Annotated in this window: 15 protein-coding genes; 9 read left to right on the top strand and 6 right to left on the bottom strand. The window is 71.0% G+C overall.

Annotation, left to right across the window (positions count from 1 at the left end):
• Positions 1-3: 3 nt before the first annotated feature.
• From J2X65_RS19510 to J2X65_RS19500, 3 genes are all read right to left on the bottom strand, one after another.
• Positions 4-669 (bottom strand): isoprenylcysteine carboxylmethyltransferase family protein, encoded by a 666-nt coding sequence (locus tag J2X65_RS19510; RefSeq protein ID WP_310204447.1) that lies wholly within the window; start codon positions 667-669, stop codon positions 4-6.
• Between the two features lie 56 nt (positions 670-725).
• Entirely contained in the window at positions 726-1,679 is a 954-nt protein-coding gene (locus J2X65_RS19505; RefSeq protein ID WP_310204444.1) for a DMT family transporter, read from the bottom strand.
• Between the two features lie 158 nt (positions 1,680-1,837).
• A complete protein-coding gene (locus J2X65_RS19500; protein ID WP_310204441.1) occupies positions 1,838-2,389 on the bottom strand; it encodes an Lrp/AsnC family transcriptional regulator in 552 nt (183 codons plus the stop codon).
• A 299-nt stretch (positions 2,390-2,688) separates the two neighbouring features.
• Between J2X65_RS19500 and smc the strand changes: the two genes are divergently transcribed.
• The 6 genes from smc to J2X65_RS19470 all read left to right on the top strand — a co-directional run bounded on the left by smc (position 2,689) and on the right by J2X65_RS19470 (position 9,372).
• Positions 2,689-6,189, top strand: a complete 3,501-nt coding sequence (smc, locus tag J2X65_RS19495; protein WP_310204438.1) for a chromosome segregation protein SMC — start codon at positions 2,689-2,691, stop codon at positions 6,187-6,189.
• A gap of 272 nt (positions 6,190-6,461) precedes the next feature.
• Entirely contained in the window at positions 6,462-6,842 is a 381-nt protein-coding gene (locus J2X65_RS19490; RefSeq protein WP_310204435.1) for an AtpZ/AtpI family protein, read from the top strand.
• A 290-nt stretch (positions 6,843-7,132) separates the two neighbouring features.
• Positions 7,133-7,891: a F0F1 ATP synthase subunit A gene (locus tag J2X65_RS19485; RefSeq protein WP_310204431.1), complete on the top strand. Its 759-nt coding sequence runs from the start codon at positions 7,133-7,135 to the stop codon at positions 7,889-7,891.
• A gap of 66 nt (positions 7,892-7,957) precedes the next feature.
• The gene (locus J2X65_RS19480; protein WP_213365088.1) at positions 7,958-8,185 is read left to right on the top strand and encodes a F0F1 ATP synthase subunit C; all 228 of its coding nucleotides are present in this window, start codon (positions 7,958-7,960) and stop codon (positions 8,183-8,185) included.
• 110 nt (positions 8,186-8,295) lie between these two features.
• Positions 8,296-8,883: a F0F1 ATP synthase subunit B gene (locus J2X65_RS19475; protein WP_310204619.1), complete on the top strand. Its 588-nt coding sequence runs from the start codon at positions 8,296-8,298 to the stop codon at positions 8,881-8,883.
• A 6-nt stretch (positions 8,884-8,889) separates the two neighbouring features.
• The gene (locus J2X65_RS19470) at positions 8,890-9,372 is read left to right on the top strand and encodes an ATP F0F1 synthase subunit B (RefSeq protein WP_310204428.1); all 483 of its coding nucleotides are present in this window, start codon (positions 8,890-8,892) and stop codon (positions 9,370-9,372) included.
• A 674-nt stretch (positions 9,373-10,046) separates the two neighbouring features.
• On the opposite strand, the gene J2X65_RS19465 is transcribed toward J2X65_RS19470, so the two are convergent.
• Positions 10,047-11,420 carry a cell wall hydrolase gene (locus J2X65_RS19465; RefSeq protein ID WP_310204425.1) on the bottom strand — a complete coding sequence of 458 codons (1,374 nt, stop codon included), beginning with the start codon at positions 11,418-11,420 and terminating at the stop codon, positions 10,047-10,049.
• Positions 11,421-11,545: 125 nt separating this feature from the next.
• Positions 11,546-12,535: an L-threonylcarbamoyladenylate synthase gene (locus J2X65_RS19460; protein WP_404977759.1), complete on the bottom strand. Its 990-nt coding sequence runs from the start codon at positions 12,533-12,535 to the stop codon at positions 11,546-11,548.
• A 259-nt stretch (positions 12,536-12,794) separates the two neighbouring features.
• Between J2X65_RS19460 and J2X65_RS19455 the strand changes: the two genes are divergently transcribed.
• The 3 genes from J2X65_RS19455 to J2X65_RS19445 are packed head-to-tail and all read left to right on the top strand — an operon-like array spanning position 12,795 to position 14,547.
• Entirely contained in the window at positions 12,795-13,724 is a 930-nt protein-coding gene (locus tag J2X65_RS19455) for a histone deacetylase family protein (protein WP_310204421.1), read from the top strand.
• 58 nt (positions 13,725-13,782) lie between these two features.
• Complete coding sequence (locus J2X65_RS19450) at positions 13,783-14,028, top strand: exodeoxyribonuclease VII small subunit (protein ID WP_310204418.1); 246 nt, start codon at positions 13,783-13,785, stop codon at positions 14,026-14,028.
• Positions 14,029-14,064: 36 nt separating this feature from the next.
• The gene (locus J2X65_RS19445) at positions 14,065-14,547 is read left to right on the top strand and encodes a DUF1284 domain-containing protein (protein ID WP_310204414.1); all 483 of its coding nucleotides are present in this window, start codon (positions 14,065-14,067) and stop codon (positions 14,545-14,547) included.
• Here J2X65_RS19445 and J2X65_RS19440 read toward each other — a convergent pair.
• Positions 14,513-14,764, bottom strand: a complete 252-nt coding sequence (locus J2X65_RS19440; protein WP_310204411.1) for a DUF1272 domain-containing protein — start codon at positions 14,762-14,764, stop codon at positions 14,513-14,515. The genes J2X65_RS19445 and J2X65_RS19440 overlap by 35 nt on opposite strands.
• Positions 14,765-14,770 lie beyond the last annotated feature (6 nt).

Here is a 14,770-nt window from a genome sequence, read left to right as displayed (position 1 = left end):
CGGCTAGGGCACCAGCCACAGCACCGGCAGCCAGCCGGCGGCCTGCGCCATCTCGATGCCCTCGGCGAGCGGAATGGCGGCGAGGAACACGCAGGCGTCGATAAAGGTCTGCACCACCATGCGCGGGCGGATCTCCAGCGTGTCGACGTTGCGCCACAGACGGAAATTCGGCCAGAAGCGGGGCACCCGCGCCTTGTAGGCGAGATAGGTCTCGCCGAAGCGCTCGGTGAGGAAGCGTTCTTCCTTGCGCACCACGATGGAGAACACCACCCATGTGAGCAGCGCGGCGGCCAAGGCAGCGGTGACGCTGCCGAACTGGGCACCGGCGCCGGCGGCGCCGATGAAGGAGAACACGTAGAGCGGGTTGCGGCTGATCGAATAGGGGCCGAGCGCCACCACCTCCGACTTCTTGCGGCCGCTGATATAGAGCGAGCACCAGGTGCGGCCGGCGATCGCCAGGAAGAGCAGGGCGAGGCCCACCGTCTCGATGTTCTCGTGCAGCCCGGCCTCGACCGTGTCGGGCCACACCGAGTGGCCGGTGAGCAGCACGATCACCGCCAGCGCGCCGATCACAAACAGCGCCAGCTTGCGCAGGCTCTGCACGGCGCCAAGATCGATGCTCGGCTTGGGAGGTTCCGCCTGGGTGGCAGGCGAGGGGAGATCGTTCATGGCGGCTGTTACCCTGGGAAGCGTAGCCGGCCACTAAACTCAGCTTGCGGCGAATTTCAGGCCGCTACCCGCTTGTCGCGCAGCGCGAGGCCGGCGGCGACCAGGGCAAGCCCGGCGAGGTGATAGATATGCAGGCTCTCGCCGAGCAGGCCGACCGCCAGCCCCGCGCCGAATACCGGCATCAGCTGCAGGAACTGGCCGGCGCGGGTCGGGCCCAGCACCGCGACGCCGCGCGCCCACAGCACGAAGCCGATGGTGGGAAAGATCGCGGTATAGGCGATGAGCAGCGCCGCCTCGCCGGCATGGGCGGTGCCGAGGCCGCCTTGCGCCATCTCGATGGCGGCGAAGGGTGCCAGCGCGGCGAGGCCGAAGGGGATCGATACCGCCAGCGCGGCGGCGGCGGACAGCCCGCCGGGAAAGCGCTTCAGCAGCACCGCATAGAGCGCGAAGGCGCTGATGCCGCCGAACAGCACGAGATCGCCGGGATTGAGCGCGAGGCCGGTGAGGTTGCGGATGTCGCCGCGGGTGACGATCAGCGCGACGCCGAGGGTGGAGACGCCCAGCGCCAGCCGCGCCCGTGCGGTGGTGCGCTCGCGCAGCATCAGCCAGCCGAGCAGGCCGACCAGGATCGGTGCCGCCGAGCCGATGATCGAGCCGTTGACCAGGCTGGTATGGGCGAGGCCGGCATAGATCAGCACGGTGAAGACTGCGATGTTGAGCACGCCGGCCGCCATCCACAGCGGCCAGCGGCGCCTCAGCGCGCCGGCATTGGCGCGGATCTCGCGGAAGGTGAAGGGTAGCAGCAGCAGCAGCGCGAACGCCCAGCGCGCGGCGGAGAAGGTGGCGGGCGGCAGGATGTCGGCGGCCATGCGGCCGGCAAGGAAATTGCCGGACCACAGCAGCGCCGCGCCGGTGAGGGCAAGCGCCGCCAGCGTCGCCGGCGCCATCGGCGTGCCGCGCCGCGCGGCGCCGGAACGCAGGGGATTCAGGGTGTCTGCCACGAATGCCATGACGCTGCCTCCTCACCTTGAAAACGCCGATGCCGCAAAGCTCCGGGCTGGGGCGGTTGGCCGCGCAGCGCCGATATAGGTCAGTGTAATTGACCTATGCCCGGCATGTCCTTGCGTTCTGCGGGTGGGGAAGGCGGGAGGCGCGGCAGATTCTGCCGTCAGCGTCGCGTTTTTGCCTCACGGCTGTCGCTGCCCATCTTTTCGGCAAGCGAATCCGCGGTGGCAGGGGCGGGGCGAAGATGGCCGAGCGGCAGGGTGCCGCTCTCCTTCACCCGTTTCAGCGCCAGCGAGGAGCGTACGCCGCGCACCCCCGGCAACCCCATCAGCACGTCATGGGCGAAGTGGGCGAAGCCGTCGAGATCCTCGCAGACCACATGCAGCAGATAGTCGCTGTCGCCGGTGACGCTGTAGCAGGCGATCACTTCCGGCCGGTTCAGCACCGCCGCCTCGAAATCCCGCGCCGCCTCCTCCACCTGGCGTTCCAGATGCACCTGGATGAAGGCGAGCACGCCAAGGCCGAGCCGGGAGGCGTCGAGCCGGGCCTGGTAGCCGGCGATCAGGCCTTCTTCCTCCAGGCGCCGCGTGCGCCGCAGGCAGGGCGAGGGCGACAGGCCGATGCGCTCGGAGAGTTCGGCATTGGTCAGCCGCCCGTCCTGCTGCAATTCCCGGAGGATGCGCATATCGAAGGTATCGACCACGGGAAGGCGCATGCTCTGTCTCCATGGCAAGGGAATGCGACAGGATCGGCTGCTGGAAGCGAGTTTGCTGGCAGAACCCGCCTCGGGGCAATTGGCCTTTCGGTCAGGAGGGCTGACATTTCACGCACGTCGGCGGCGGGGCCACGCGGGCGCCGCCGGCCCGGGTGCATGGTTCAAAGTATTCCGGCACCTTCCGAGCACGCGCCGGATCCGCCTGTTTGAGGCCGCAACCCGGCATGATCCCCAACATGTCGTGGATCGAGCCCCCGCCGCCACTTGAACTTGTGTCTCGCCGGCCGCACCCTGAGGGCATGAAATTCACCCGGCTGCGCCTTCTCGGCTTCAAGACCTTCGTCGAGCCGACCGAGCTGCTCATCGAGCCCGGCCTCACCGGCGTCGTGGGCCCGAACGGCTGCGGCAAGTCGAATCTCGTCGAGGCGCTGCGCTGGGTGATGGGCGAGAATTCCTACAAGGCGATGCGCGCCGAGGGGATGGACGACGTCATCTTCGGCGGCACCACCACCCGTCCGGCGCGCAACACCGCCGAGGTGATGCTGGTCATCGAGAACGAGGACCGCACCGCGCCGGCGATCTTCAACGATGCCGACCGGCTGGAAGTGTCGCGGCGCATCGAGCGCGAGGCCGGTTCCTCCTACCGCGTCAACGGCCGCGAGGTGCGCGCCCGCGACGTGCAGATCCTGTTCGCCGATGCCTCCTCCGGTTCGCGCTCGCCTTCCATGGTGCGGCAGGGGCAGATCGGCGAGATCGTCGGCTCCAAGCCCACGGCCCGCCGCCGCATCCTCGAGGAGGCCGCCGGCGTCGCCGGCCTGCACGCGCGCCGCCACGAGGCCGAGATGCGGCTGCGCGCCGCCGAAGCGAACCTCGCCCGGTTGGAAGACGTCATCGGCCAGATCGGCACCCAGCTCGAGGCGCTGCGCCGCCAGTCGCGGCAGGCCAGCCGCTACCGCGCCGTCTCCGGCGACATCCGCAAGGCGGAAGCGGCGTTGCTGTGGCTGCGCTGGTCGGAGGCCGCCGCTACCCTTGCCGAGGCCAGCCGCACCCTCGACCTCGCGGTGCGCGAGGTTGCCGCCGCCACGCTGGCGCAGGGCGAGGCCGCCCGCGCCGCCGCCGTCGCCGCGCATGGCCTGCCGGCGCTGCGCGAGGCGGATGCCGCCGCCGCCGCCGCCCTGCAACGCCTTACCTTGGCGCGCGGCGAACTCGATGGCGAGGAGGCGCGCGCCAGTGCCCGCCTCGCCGAGCTCGACCGCCGGCTCGCCCAGCTGGCCGGCGACCTGCAGCGCGAGGCGGCGCTGGCGGCGGATGCCGAGGGCATGCTGGCGCGGCTTGCCGAGGAGGCCGCGGCACTCGGCGAGGTCGAAGCCGGATCGGTCGAGATGCTGGAAGCCGCGCAGGAGGCGCGGGTGATCGCCGAGGAGGCGCTCGCCATTGCCGAGGCCGCCTTCAGCGAGGCCACCGCCGCCAGTGCCGAGGGCGCCGCCCGCCGTGCCGCTGCCGAGCGGGCGTTGCGCGAGGAGACCGATCGCCTCGCCCGGCTCGACCGCGAGCTGGCACAGCTTGCCGAGCAGGCCCGCGGCCTCGCGGCCACCGCCGGCGCCGACCGGCTGGAGGAGCGCCGCGCCGCCGCCGAGGCGGCGCAGGAAGCCTTCGCCGAGGCCGAGGCGCTGGCCAACGAGGTGGAGGCGGTGCATGTCGAGGCGCGCGCCGCGCTGGACCATGCCCGCCGCCCGCTTGCCGAGGCCGAGCGTACGGCGCAGCGGCTCGACACCGAGCAGCGCACGCTGATGAAGCTGCTCGATATCGGCACCCCCAAGCGCTTCCCGCCGGTGCTCGACCAGATCACGGTGGCGCGCGGCTATGAGGCGGCGCTCGGCGCCGCGCTCGGCGATGACCTCGATGCGCCGGCCGTCGATTTCGCCGCGGCCGGCGAGGCGCCGGTGCGGTGGTCGCCGACCGGGCAGGGCGAACTGCCATTGGCGCCGCCCCGCCCCCTCGATCCGGCGCTGCCGCCGGGCGTGGTGCCGCTTGCCGATCATGTCGAGGCGCCGGCGGTGCTGGCGCGCCGGCTGGCGCAGATCGGCGTGGTCGCGCGGGCGGATGGGCCGGGCCTTCTCGCCCGTCTCGCGCCCGGCCAGCGTCTCGTCTCCCGCGAAGGCGATCTGTGGCGCTGGGACGGCTTCGCCGCCGCCGCCGATGCCCCCACGGCGGCCGCGCGCCGGCTCGCCGAGCGCAACCGGCTGGCCGATCTCGCCGCCCAGCTCGCCGCCGCCCGCGCCGAAGTCGCCACCCATCGCGCCGCGCTCACCGCCGCCGAGCAGGCGCTGCGCGCCGCCGGCTCGAGGGAGGGGCACGCCCGCGAGGCCCGCCGCGCGGCGCTGCGTGCCATGGAGACTGCGCGCGAGGACTATGCCCGCGCCGAACGGGCGGGTGCCGAGCGGGCGGCCCGCAAGGCGGCGCTCGATGCCAATCTGGAGCGTGCCGAGGCCGAGCGCGAGCACCGCGCCATCGCGCTGGAGGCAGCGCGGGAGGCTCTGGCGTCGCTGCCGCCCTCCGGCGCGGCGGAGGCGCGGCTGGCCGAAGCACGCCTTGCCGTCGCCCAGCATCGTGCGGAGCTGGCCGAGGCCCGCTCCGTCGCCGAGGGCCTGATCCGCGAGCGCGACCAGCGCCAGCGCCGGCTCGGCATCCTCGCTCATGACCGGGAATCGTGGAAGGCCCGTGCCGCCGGGACCGGCGAGCGGGTCGCCGCCATCGAGGAGCGCCGCGAGGAAGCCGCCATCGAGCGCGCCGAGCTCGACGCGGCGCCCGCCGTCTTCGCCGCCCGCCGCCGCGACTTGCTCTCGGCCATCGCGCGCGCCGAGGCCGCGCGCCGCGAGGCGTCCGATGTCCTCGCCGCCGCCGAGGCCGCCGGCCGTCAGGCCGAGCAGGAGGCCCGGGCGGCGCTCGATGCCCTCGCCACGGCGCGCGAAGCCTCGGCCCGCGCCGAGACGCGGCTGGAGGGCGCGCGCCAGCGCCGCGAGGACCTCATCCGCGAGATCGCCGATACGCTGGACGGGCCGCCGGAGAGCGCCCGGCAGATCGCCGGCATCGCGGCCGATTCGCCGGAAGCCCTGCCCGACCCGCAGGCGGTGGAGGCCGAGCTGGACCGGCTGAAGCGCGAGCGCGAACGGCTCGGCGCGGTCAATCTGCGCGCCGAGGAGGAACTCGCCGAGGTCGAGACGCAGCAGCAGGGGCTCGCCGCCGAGCGCGACGACCTCACCGAGGCGATCAAGCGGCTGCGCCAGGGCATAGCCGGCCTCAACCGCGAGGCGCGCGAGCGGCTCAACGCCTCCTTCGCGGTGGTGGACGGGCATTTCCGCCAGCTGTTCGGCACGCTGTTCGGCGGCGGCGAGGCGCAGCTGATTCTCACCGATTCGGAAGATCCGCTGGAGGCGGGCCTCGATATCGTCGCCAAGCCGCCGGGCAAGAAGCCGCAATCGCTGTCGCTGCTGTCGGGCGGCGAACAGGCGCTGACCGCCATGGCGCTCATCTTCGCGGTGTTCCTCACCAACCCGTCGCCGATCTGCGTGCTCGACGAGGTGGATGCGCCGCTGGACGATGCCAATGTCGAGCGCTTCTGCAACCTGCTCGACGAGATGCGGCGCCTCACCCAGACCCGATTCGTCACCATCACCCACAATCCGATCACCATGAGCCGGATGAACCGGCTGTTCGGCGTCACCATGGCCGAGCGCGGCATTTCCCGACTGGTCTCGGTCGACCTCGCTACGGCGGAGAGTTTTCGCGAGGCCGGTTGACGCAGCGCAAGCGACAGCCGCGGCGCCGGCGACGAAGTCTGGCATGCCAAAACCCGAGTCTCTGGCATGCCAAAAACACAGCCGACAGCTTCCCTTGGTGCGGACAGGCGTGCAAAACACCTGCGACAAGGCGTCCCTTTCTGAATTTTATCCATCCTTTTCAATGACTTAAAAGATGTGAACGGCTCCTTGACACCCCTTGGAGCGAACACTATGGTGCGCCCGGTTTCGGGGGTAGGGAAACCTTCTCCGGTCAAGGCTGGGCACGGATCATGGACGACCGGGAAAAAACGGACGGCCAGGGCGGCGCGGGCAAGCCGGATCCCTCCGATTCCGAGCTCTCCGGCCGGCTTCGCGGTCTCGGTTCGGCACTCCAGCGGGTGCAGGCCGAGCGCAGGGCGGAGGGGGCGGCTCCGAAGGCGGACCCGACCTCCACGGCATCCGGCATGGCGCTTGCCTTCCGGCTGGGTGCGGAGTTCGTGTCCGGGGTTCTGGTCGGTGCCGGCCTTGGCTGGGGCATCGACTATCTCTTCGGCATCGCGCCGTGGGGGATGATCGTGTTCCTGCTGCTCGGCTTCGGCGCCAGCGTGGTGAACATGATGCGGGCGGCCGGCGAGTTCGGCCGCAACAAGCCGCCGAAAGGCGGCGTGTAGGATTTTGGTTTCGTCGCCCTTCGGCGGCGCGTGAATGAACGGGCGCCGCAGCGCGGTGCCCGGGCCGGGATCCCGCCATGGCATGGCGTGCGGGTCTAGCCTGCTGCCGGAAGGTGGCGCAAAGGTGACGAAGTCGCCGCCCTGGGCGGCGCCTGGAGGGTTGGGGCGGCTGTGGTCGCCGGCATCGCTTCGGATCGGTCAATTCATGCGTGCCGCCCGTCCGGGCGGTGCGGTCAGGCAGGGCGCGCGCTTCATCGTGAGGCGGCGCGGGACGAGGGCAGCGACCGGCGATGGCAGTCGAGATCGATCCGATCCACCAGTTCCAGATCTTCAATATCGTGGATCTGGGGGCGCCGGGCGGCGTCCATCTCGGTTTCACCAATTCCGCCGCCTTCATGTTCGGCATCGTTGCCGTCATCTTCTTCTTCCTGACCTATGCCACCCGCGGGCGCACGCTGGTGCCCGGGCGGCTGCAGTCGCTGGCCGAGCTCTCCTACGAGTTCGTCGCCTCCACGGTACGCACCACGACCGGCAATGAGGGGATGAAGTTCTTCCCCCTCGTCTTCTCGCTGTTCATGTTCGTGCTGGTCGCCAATTTCGTCGGCATGATCCCCTATGCCTTCACGGTCACCAGCCATCTCATCGTCACCGCCGCGCTGGCGCTGGTGGTGATCGGCACCGTGATCATTTACGGCTTCGTCCGCCACGGCACGCATTTCCTGCACCTCTTCGTGCCCTCGGGCGTGCCGGCCTTCCTGCTGCCGTTCATGGTGGTGATCGAGGTCATCTCCTTCCTGTCGCGCCCGATCAGCCTGTCGCTGCGTCTGTTCGCCAACATGCTCGCCGGCCACATCGCCATGAAGGTGTTCGCCGGCTTCATCGTGATGATGACCGCGGGTGGCTTTGCCGGCTTCCTCGGCGCGGTGCTGCCCCTTGCCATGGTCGTCGCGCTCACCGCGCTCGAATTCCTGGTCGCTTTCCTGCAGGCCTACGTCTTTGCGGTGCTGACCTGCATCTATCTCAACGACGCGCTGCATCCGGGCCACTGATCGGCGCGCTCGCGGGACACCTTCATACCCTTCAACTCAATCTTGCGAATTCAATAGGAGAAGATCATGGAAGCGGATGCCGCCAAGTTCCTCGGCGCTGGTCTCGCCTGCCTCGGCATGGGCCTCGCCGGTATCGGCGTCGGTAACATCTTCGGCAACTTCCTCTCGGGCGCCCTGCGCAACCCGTCGGCGGCCGATGGCCAATTCGCCCGCGCCTTCATCGGCGCGGCGCTTGCCGAAGGTCTGGGCATCTTCTCGCTCGTCGTCGCCCTCGTCCTGCTGTTCGTGGTCTGACGTCCTGACTTGTGGCAGCGGGCGTGCCTTGATGGCGCGCCCGCTTTGCCCTATCGATCGAGGAAGCCCGCACCATGTCCGAGACCCACGGTCCGGCCGGTACCTTCATCATCGCCCAATCTGGGGGGGCCGCCGAGGCGCCCGCGCCCGGAACGGGCACCCATAGTGGCGTGGAGATCGGCGTGCCCCCCGCGGAAGCCCATGGCGCCGGATTCCCGCCCTTCGACGCAACGACGTTTCCCTCGCAGCTCATCTGGCTGGCGATCGCTTTCGTCGGCCTCTATCTGCTGATGAGCCGGATCGCGCTGCCGCGCATCGCCAACATCCTCGAAGAGCGTCACGATCGCATCGCCGACGATATCGAGGAGGCCGGCAAGCTGAAGGCGGAGAGCGAGGCGGCGGCCAAGGCCTATGAGCAGGCGCTGGTCGGCGCGCGCGGCAAGGCCACCTCGATCGCCAGCAGCACCCGCGACAAGCTGGCGGCGGAAGCCGATGCCAGCCGCAAGGCGCTCGAGGCCGAGCTGGCGACCAAGCTCGCTGCCGCCGAGGCCACGATCGCGGCGACCAAGACGAGCGCCATGGCCAATGTCCGCGGCATCGCCGTCGACGCGGCCGGCGCCATCGTCAACCAGCTGACCGGTGATGCCCCCGCCCCGCAGGCGGTGGAAGCGGCGGTCGACAAGGCCATCGGGAGCTGACGCGCCATGGGTAGCGATACTTTCTGGGTATTGGTCGCCTTCGTCATCTTCATGGCGATCCTGGCGAAGTATGGCGCCTTCTCCGGCATCGTCGCCAAGCTCGATTCGCGCGGCGAGCGCATCCGCTCCGAGCTGGAGGAAGCGCGCCGGCTGAAGGAAGAGGCGCAGAAGCTGGTGGCGGAATATCGCCGCAAGCAGCATGAGGCGGAAGCCGAGGCCGAGGCGATCATCACCTCCGCCAAGGCGGAGGCCGAGCGCCTGGCCGCCGAAGCCAAGACGAAGCTGGAAGATCTCATCACCCGCCGTACCAAGATGGCGGAGCAGAAGATCGCTAATGCCGAGGCGCAGGCGCTGGCCGATGTGCGGGCTGCCGCCGCCGATGCGGCGGTGAAGGCGGCCGAGGTGGTGCTGGCGGCCAATGTCACCGGCGCGACCGCCGATCGCCTGCTCGACGCCGCCGTCGCCGAGGTCAAGTCGCGGCTGAACTGAGCGGATTTCCCGATCATTGCGTTTTCGAAAGCCCGGCCTGGTGCCGGGCTTTCTGCTTTTCCGGCCTGTGATTGGAGGCGCCGAGCGCTTCCGCTTCTCGATCCCGCGCGGCTCCTCCTGCGCTGCCATCGCCCCGCAGCGGATTTCTCGGTCTGCTCTCGCCCGCGGTATTTTCCCGCGCTCGCCTACCGGGCGCGTCACCGGAGCGGCCGGTCGCGCAAGCGGGTGCGGCGGTGAGGCGCGGGACGCAACACACGCGGCAGGGGACAGCCCGAGCCCGATCTTCTCCGGCAAGCTGCTGCGGGTCACGCGGAAAACCCTCTCGCCTGCGCCGCGCCGCTTCGCGGAGGATCGCGGGATTTATGTCCAGGCGATCAGGCTGGGAGCCACGGCGGCAGGCTGCAGAGCCCGGCGCGCAGGCTTTCACCGGCTCGCCGGTTGGTCGCCTGAGCCCTGCACGGTCCACGGACCGGCGGGGGCATGCCGGCGAGGTCCGGCCGCGCTCACCGCGCGCCCCAGGCTGTGAAGGAACAGCTCCTTTCGTCCACGGCGCGGGCCACGTGGTTCCACGCCTTGGCGGGCCGCGACGGCGGACGTACCTCTCGCCGCTTCCGGCTCACACATGCGCGAAACTGGCGCGGGCTTCCTCGCCGGCTCGCCGGGATGCCACGCCCTCAGCTGGTCCAGCGGCGCGGCCGGTAAAAGGTGTGCTCGCCGATGCGGTCGAGCTTGCGCATCTCGCGGATCCAGAACGGCCGTACCGAGCGGGCGTGATAATGCGTCGCCCGTCCGACGCGGGCGTCCCACAGGCGGCCGTCCAGCATGTCGGCGGCGATGCGCTGCGCCTGCTTCCACAATTGCGGCTCGGTGACGACGTCACGGACATTGTCACAGGCGAAGGTGAACTGGCAGGCCAGTTTGCGGTGGGCGTTCTGGTAGACGGCGCGACAGACATCGGCAGGGTAATAGCCGGAGAACACCCGGTTCATCACCACCTGCGCCACCGCGATCTGTCCGCGCTCCGGCTCGCCGCGGCTCTCGAAATACACCGCCTCGGCGAGGCATTTTTCCGCGCGCGCCCGCCGGCGGCCGTCCAGGCCGAGCCGGTCGGCGGGGGAGGCGCCGGCCATGCGGCCGAGCGTCGGCGTCTCGGCGCCGTCTATGGCGTCGATTTCGTCGCCGTCCTCGCCCTTGGCGGCGACCGAGGTGCCGGAATCGTCGTCGTTCGCCTCGCCGCCGAGGAAGCGCTGCGCCGGCGCGCCGTCCAGCCCGAAGATCAGGCTGGCCTGGCGATAGATCGGCAGTGCCCCCTGGGCAGCTCCGATCAGTCCCCTGTCGGTCGCGGCGAAGGGATCGGCATAGGCCGGGCCGGCGAGCCCGCTTTCGCCCATGCCGCTTTCGCCCATGCCGCCTTCGCCCATGCCGGCGGCAATGGCGTCGTCGCCGGCGTCGGCGGCGTTTTCCAGCTCGGTCGGGTCGCCGGTCGGGTCGCCGGCATCGGAGGAATAGGCGGCAAGGTCGTTGGCATCGGCGACGTCCTCGCCGGCCTCATAGGGATCGCTGCCCATCCCGGCGAGCTGCGCGCCGGCACGGGGCGCGCCGGTGCCGGTGCCTGCCGTTGCGGCGGCGAGGGCGGAGCCGGTTCCGCTGCCGGCGGCGGGCGGGGCGCTCGCCGTGCCGGCATTGGCAAGGTTTTCCGGCAGGCCGGGTTCGGTGGACCGGTCGATGCCGGCGAGGCGGTCGCCCTTGCCGGACCGGTCGACATCATTGGCCAGCGGCGGCAGCAGCCGCGGCGGCGCCGGGATCGCCGAGCCGGGCGGCAGCGAGCGGCTCGCCGGCCAGGCGAAGGTCGCGGCCTTCAGGGTGCGGAACGTGCCGGGCAGCACATCGAGGCGCGCCTTGGCCACCACCTCGGGATTATGGGTGAACAGCGCGGCGATGTCCTGATGGCCGATGCCGCTGGCGAGGAACGGCGTGAACACGCCGGCAAGCGCCAGTCCGACGAGCCGCCATCGCGATGTCCGGACCGGCCGATGCGAAGAGTTCATGACGCGGCGCCTACGCAACATGGCCGCCCGGCGGCCCCTGACCCCGCCCGGCGTGGCGGCCGCGCATCAGGCAAGCCTCCGCGCGCCGGGCGTTATGGTTGTCGCGTATTAACCTTGCTGCGCGGTTAACGCGGTGCCGCCGCGCGCCTGAGCCGGTCGACGATGGCCTCGCCGAGCCCCTGCGCCGGCAGCTCGACCACCGCGATGCCGGCGACGCCGGGTGCATCGAGTTCGCGCAGATAGGCGTAGAGATTGGCCGCCGCTTCCACCAGATCGCCGCCGGGGCTGAGATCGCGGGTGCGCACCGGCGGCGCGCCGTGCAGGGCCCGCCCGGCGAAAGTGAGCAGCGCCTCGCCGCCGTGCAGTTCGCCCGCCATCAGCCGCACCGGCACCGAGGGCGCGTAGTGCGAGGCGAGCATGCCCGGCGCCTGCGGGGTCTCGTCGTCGGTGACGCGCTCCGGCACCGCCAGCGGCGCGCCGAGCACCGCCTCGATCGCCTCGCGCGCCAGCCCGCCGGGGCGCAGCATCGCCGGCATCTCGCCGGTGCAGTCGAGGATGGTCGATTCCACGCCCACCGGCGCCGGTCCGGCGTCGAGAACCAGGTCGATGGCACCGAGCAGGTCGGTCATCACATGGCCGGCAGTGGTGGGCGAGACATGGCCGGAGCGGTTGGCGCTCGGCGCCGCGATCGGCCGGTCCGCCGCCCGCAGCACGGCCCGCGCCACCGGATGCGCCGGCACCCTGATGGCGACGCTGGCCAGCCCGGCGCGGGCGAGCGGCGAGGTCGCCTCCTCGATGGCCGGTACCACCAGCGTCAGCGGTCCCGGCCAGAAGGCGCGGGCGAGCGCCGCCGCCGTCGGCGAGAAGCGGCCGATCCTCTGCGCTGCCTCGACATCCGGCACATGGGCGATCAGCGGGTTGAAGCTCGGCCGCCCCTTGGCGGCATAGAGCCGCGCCACCGCGTGCGCGTCGGTGGCGTCGCAGGCGAGGCCGTAGACGGTCTCGGTGGGAATGGCCGCGAGGCCGCCCTCGCGCAGCACCCGCGCCGTCTCGGCAATGCCGTCCTCGTCCGCCGGCACCAGACGGGTAGCGATGATCGGAGCGACAAGGGTCACGGAGCCATCCTCGGAAAGTGTCGCCCCGGCTTAGAGCATGTCCGGCGCGATTTGAACACGTTCCGCGCGCCGGCCGCGTGGCCGCGTCGGATCGAAGGCGGCAGTGGGGAGGGAATGGTGGCGCCCGCCGCGGCGAAAAAAGCCGCCGGCGCCGGCCGGCCGCGCTGGCCTGCCGGGCGCGCCTGGCATATCGTCCACCATCGGACGGTTCAAGAAAGCCAACAACGCCGCCGTCCGCCAACGGTGCCCAAGGATGCCCATGAACACGCTGCTGATCTCGCACGACGCCTCGCTCAACCATGCCACGCCGCCCGGCCACCCGGAGCGTCCCGACCGCGTGCGGGTGCTCAACCGCCTGTTCGAGAAGGAGGAGTTCGCCACGCTGGTGCGCGAGCCGGCGCCGTTGGCGAGCCGCGAGGACATCATCCGCGTGCACCCGGCCGACTATGTCGATGCGCTGGCCGAGGCCTATCCGACCGAAGGCCTGGTGCGCATCGACGGCGACACCGTGCTGTCGCCGGGCACCGAGGAGGCGATCTCGCGCGGAGTGGGCGGCTCGGTACGGGCGGTGGACGAGGTGGTGACCGGCAAGGTGGCGAACGCCTTCGTCTCCATGCGCCCGCCGGGGCACCACGCCGAGACGCGCACGCCGATGGGCTTCTGCATTTTCAACAATGTCGCCATCGCCGCCCGCCATGCGCAGAGCGTGCACGGCATTGGCCGCGTCGCCATCGTCGATTTCGACGTGCATCACGGCAACGGCACCCAGGAGATCTTCTGGTCGGATCCGAGCGTGATGTACGCCTCCACCCATGAGATGCCGCTGTTTCCCGGCACCGGCTCGGTCGGCGAACGCGGCACCAGCGACAACATCGTTAACGCGCCCCTGCGCGCCGGCGACAATGGCGAGCGCTTCCGCGAGGCGTTCTCCAGCCGCATCCTGCCGCGGCTGGAGGCGTTCGGGCCGGAGCTGCTGATCATCTCCGCCGGCTTCGATGCCCATGTGCGCGATCCGCTGGCGAATATCTGCCTGCTGGAGGACGATTACCGCTGGGTGACGCTGAAGCTGATGGAAGTGGCCGAGCGCCACTGCGCCGGCCGCATCGTCTCGGTGCTGGAAGGCGGCTACGATCTGGACGGCCTGACGCGCTCGGCCGAGCAGCACGTGCTGACTTTGATGCGCGGCTGATCGCCTATATAGCCGGGACGCCCGGACGATTCGGGCGCCGATCCGAGCGGAGGATGCCATGGCCGATTTTGCGGATGTCAGCGCGCTGAGCTTCGAAAAGGCGCTGGCGGAGCTGGAGACCATCGTCGGCAAGCTCGAGGGCGGCAACGTCCCGCTCGAGGAATCCATCACCCTCTATGCCCGCGGCGAGGCGTTGAAGGCCCGCTGCGACGCGCTGCTGAAGGACGCCGAGGCGCGGGTGGAGAAGATCACCCTCGGCGCCGATGGCCGGCCGGCCGGCACCGTGCCGCTGGACGGGGAGTGAGCCGGAAGGCCGGGGCGCGCGGATGAGCGTTTGCGGATGAGCATCCGGTTGCGCGGCCATCATCTGCTCTGCCTGATGACTTATGTCGGCCGGGGCTATAGCCCGGCTTTCACCGCCAATTACGATGCGATCGTCACCCGGCTCGACGCCGGCGAGCCGGCCCGGCTGGTCGAGGGGCCGGACGATGTCTGCGCGCCGATGCTCGGCGGCGGCCATCACTGCCTGAACGCCAGCGTCGCCGGGCGCGACGCGCAGGCCCGCGCGGCGCTTGCCGGTCTTTTCGGCGGGGGCTTCGTGCCGGGCGACCTTGTCGACCTGTCGGCGCCCCGCGTCGTGGCGATGCGCGCCGCCTTCGCCAGCGGCGCCAGCCGGGCCGCCTGCGCCGGCTGCCAATGGAGGCGGCTGTGCGACGACATCGCCGCCGGCGGCTTCCGTCGCGTGCGCCTCGCGGGGGCGGGCGGTGCGGCCAGCCTGGCGGACGACCTCAGCTTGCCTTGCGCGCCGCGCAATCGGGATTGAACACCCGTTTCGTCGAGGCGGGGTTGCCGGCCAGCGCCGCTTCCGGCCGCACCGGCCGGCGCACCAGTTCGCCGGAGCAGTTGGGGCAGACGCCACCGAGCACCTCGCGGGCGCAATCGGCGCAGAAGGTGCATTCGAAGGTGCAGATCATCGCCTCGCGCGAGGCCGGCGGCAGGGCGCGGTCGCAGCACTCGCAGGTGGGGCGTAGCTCCAGCACGTCGAT

The sequence above is a fragment of the Ancylobacter sp. 3268 genome, assembly GCF_031456575.1.
In the GTDB taxonomy this organism is placed as follows: Bacteria; Pseudomonadota; Alphaproteobacteria; order Rhizobiales; family Xanthobacteraceae; genus Ancylobacter.
This window is presented reverse-complemented; position numbering and strand designations above follow the sequence as displayed.

What these genes read in the sequence shown, in the direction of transcription:
- J2X65_RS19510 (WP_310204447.1), bottom strand. Translation starts at nt 669, where the DNA reads ATGAACGATCTCCCCTCGCCTGCCACCCAGGCGGAACCTCCCAAGCCG.
- J2X65_RS19505 (WP_310204444.1), bottom strand. Translation starts at nt 1,679, where the DNA reads ATGGCATTCGTGGCAGACACCCTGAATCCCCTGCGTTCCGGCGCCGCG.
- J2X65_RS19500 (WP_310204441.1), bottom strand. Translation starts at nt 2,389, where the DNA reads ATGCGCCTTCCCGTGGTCGATACCTTCGATATGCGCATCCTCCGGGAA.
- smc (WP_310204438.1), top strand. Translation starts at nt 2,689, where the DNA reads ATGAAATTCACCCGGCTGCGCCTTCTCGGCTTCAAGACCTTCGTCGAG.
- J2X65_RS19490 (WP_310204435.1), top strand. Translation starts at nt 6,462, where the DNA reads ATGGACGACCGGGAAAAAACGGACGGCCAGGGCGGCGCGGGCAAGCCG.
- J2X65_RS19485 (WP_310204431.1), top strand. Translation starts at nt 7,133, where the DNA reads ATGGCAGTCGAGATCGATCCGATCCACCAGTTCCAGATCTTCAATATC.
- J2X65_RS19480 (WP_213365088.1), top strand. Translation starts at nt 7,958, where the DNA reads ATGGAAGCGGATGCCGCCAAGTTCCTCGGCGCTGGTCTCGCCTGCCTC.
- J2X65_RS19470 (WP_310204428.1), top strand. Translation starts at nt 8,890, where the DNA reads ATGGGTAGCGATACTTTCTGGGTATTGGTCGCCTTCGTCATCTTCATG.
- J2X65_RS19465 (WP_310204425.1), bottom strand. Translation starts at nt 11,420, where the DNA reads ATGAACTCTTCGCATCGGCCGGTCCGGACATCGCGATGGCGGCTCGTC.
- J2X65_RS19455 (WP_310204421.1), top strand. Translation starts at nt 12,795, where the DNA reads ATGAACACGCTGCTGATCTCGCACGACGCCTCGCTCAACCATGCCACG.
- J2X65_RS19450 (WP_310204418.1), top strand. Translation starts at nt 13,783, where the DNA reads ATGGCCGATTTTGCGGATGTCAGCGCGCTGAGCTTCGAAAAGGCGCTG.
- J2X65_RS19445 (WP_310204414.1), top strand. Translation starts at nt 14,065, where the DNA reads ATGAGCATCCGGTTGCGCGGCCATCATCTGCTCTGCCTGATGACTTAT.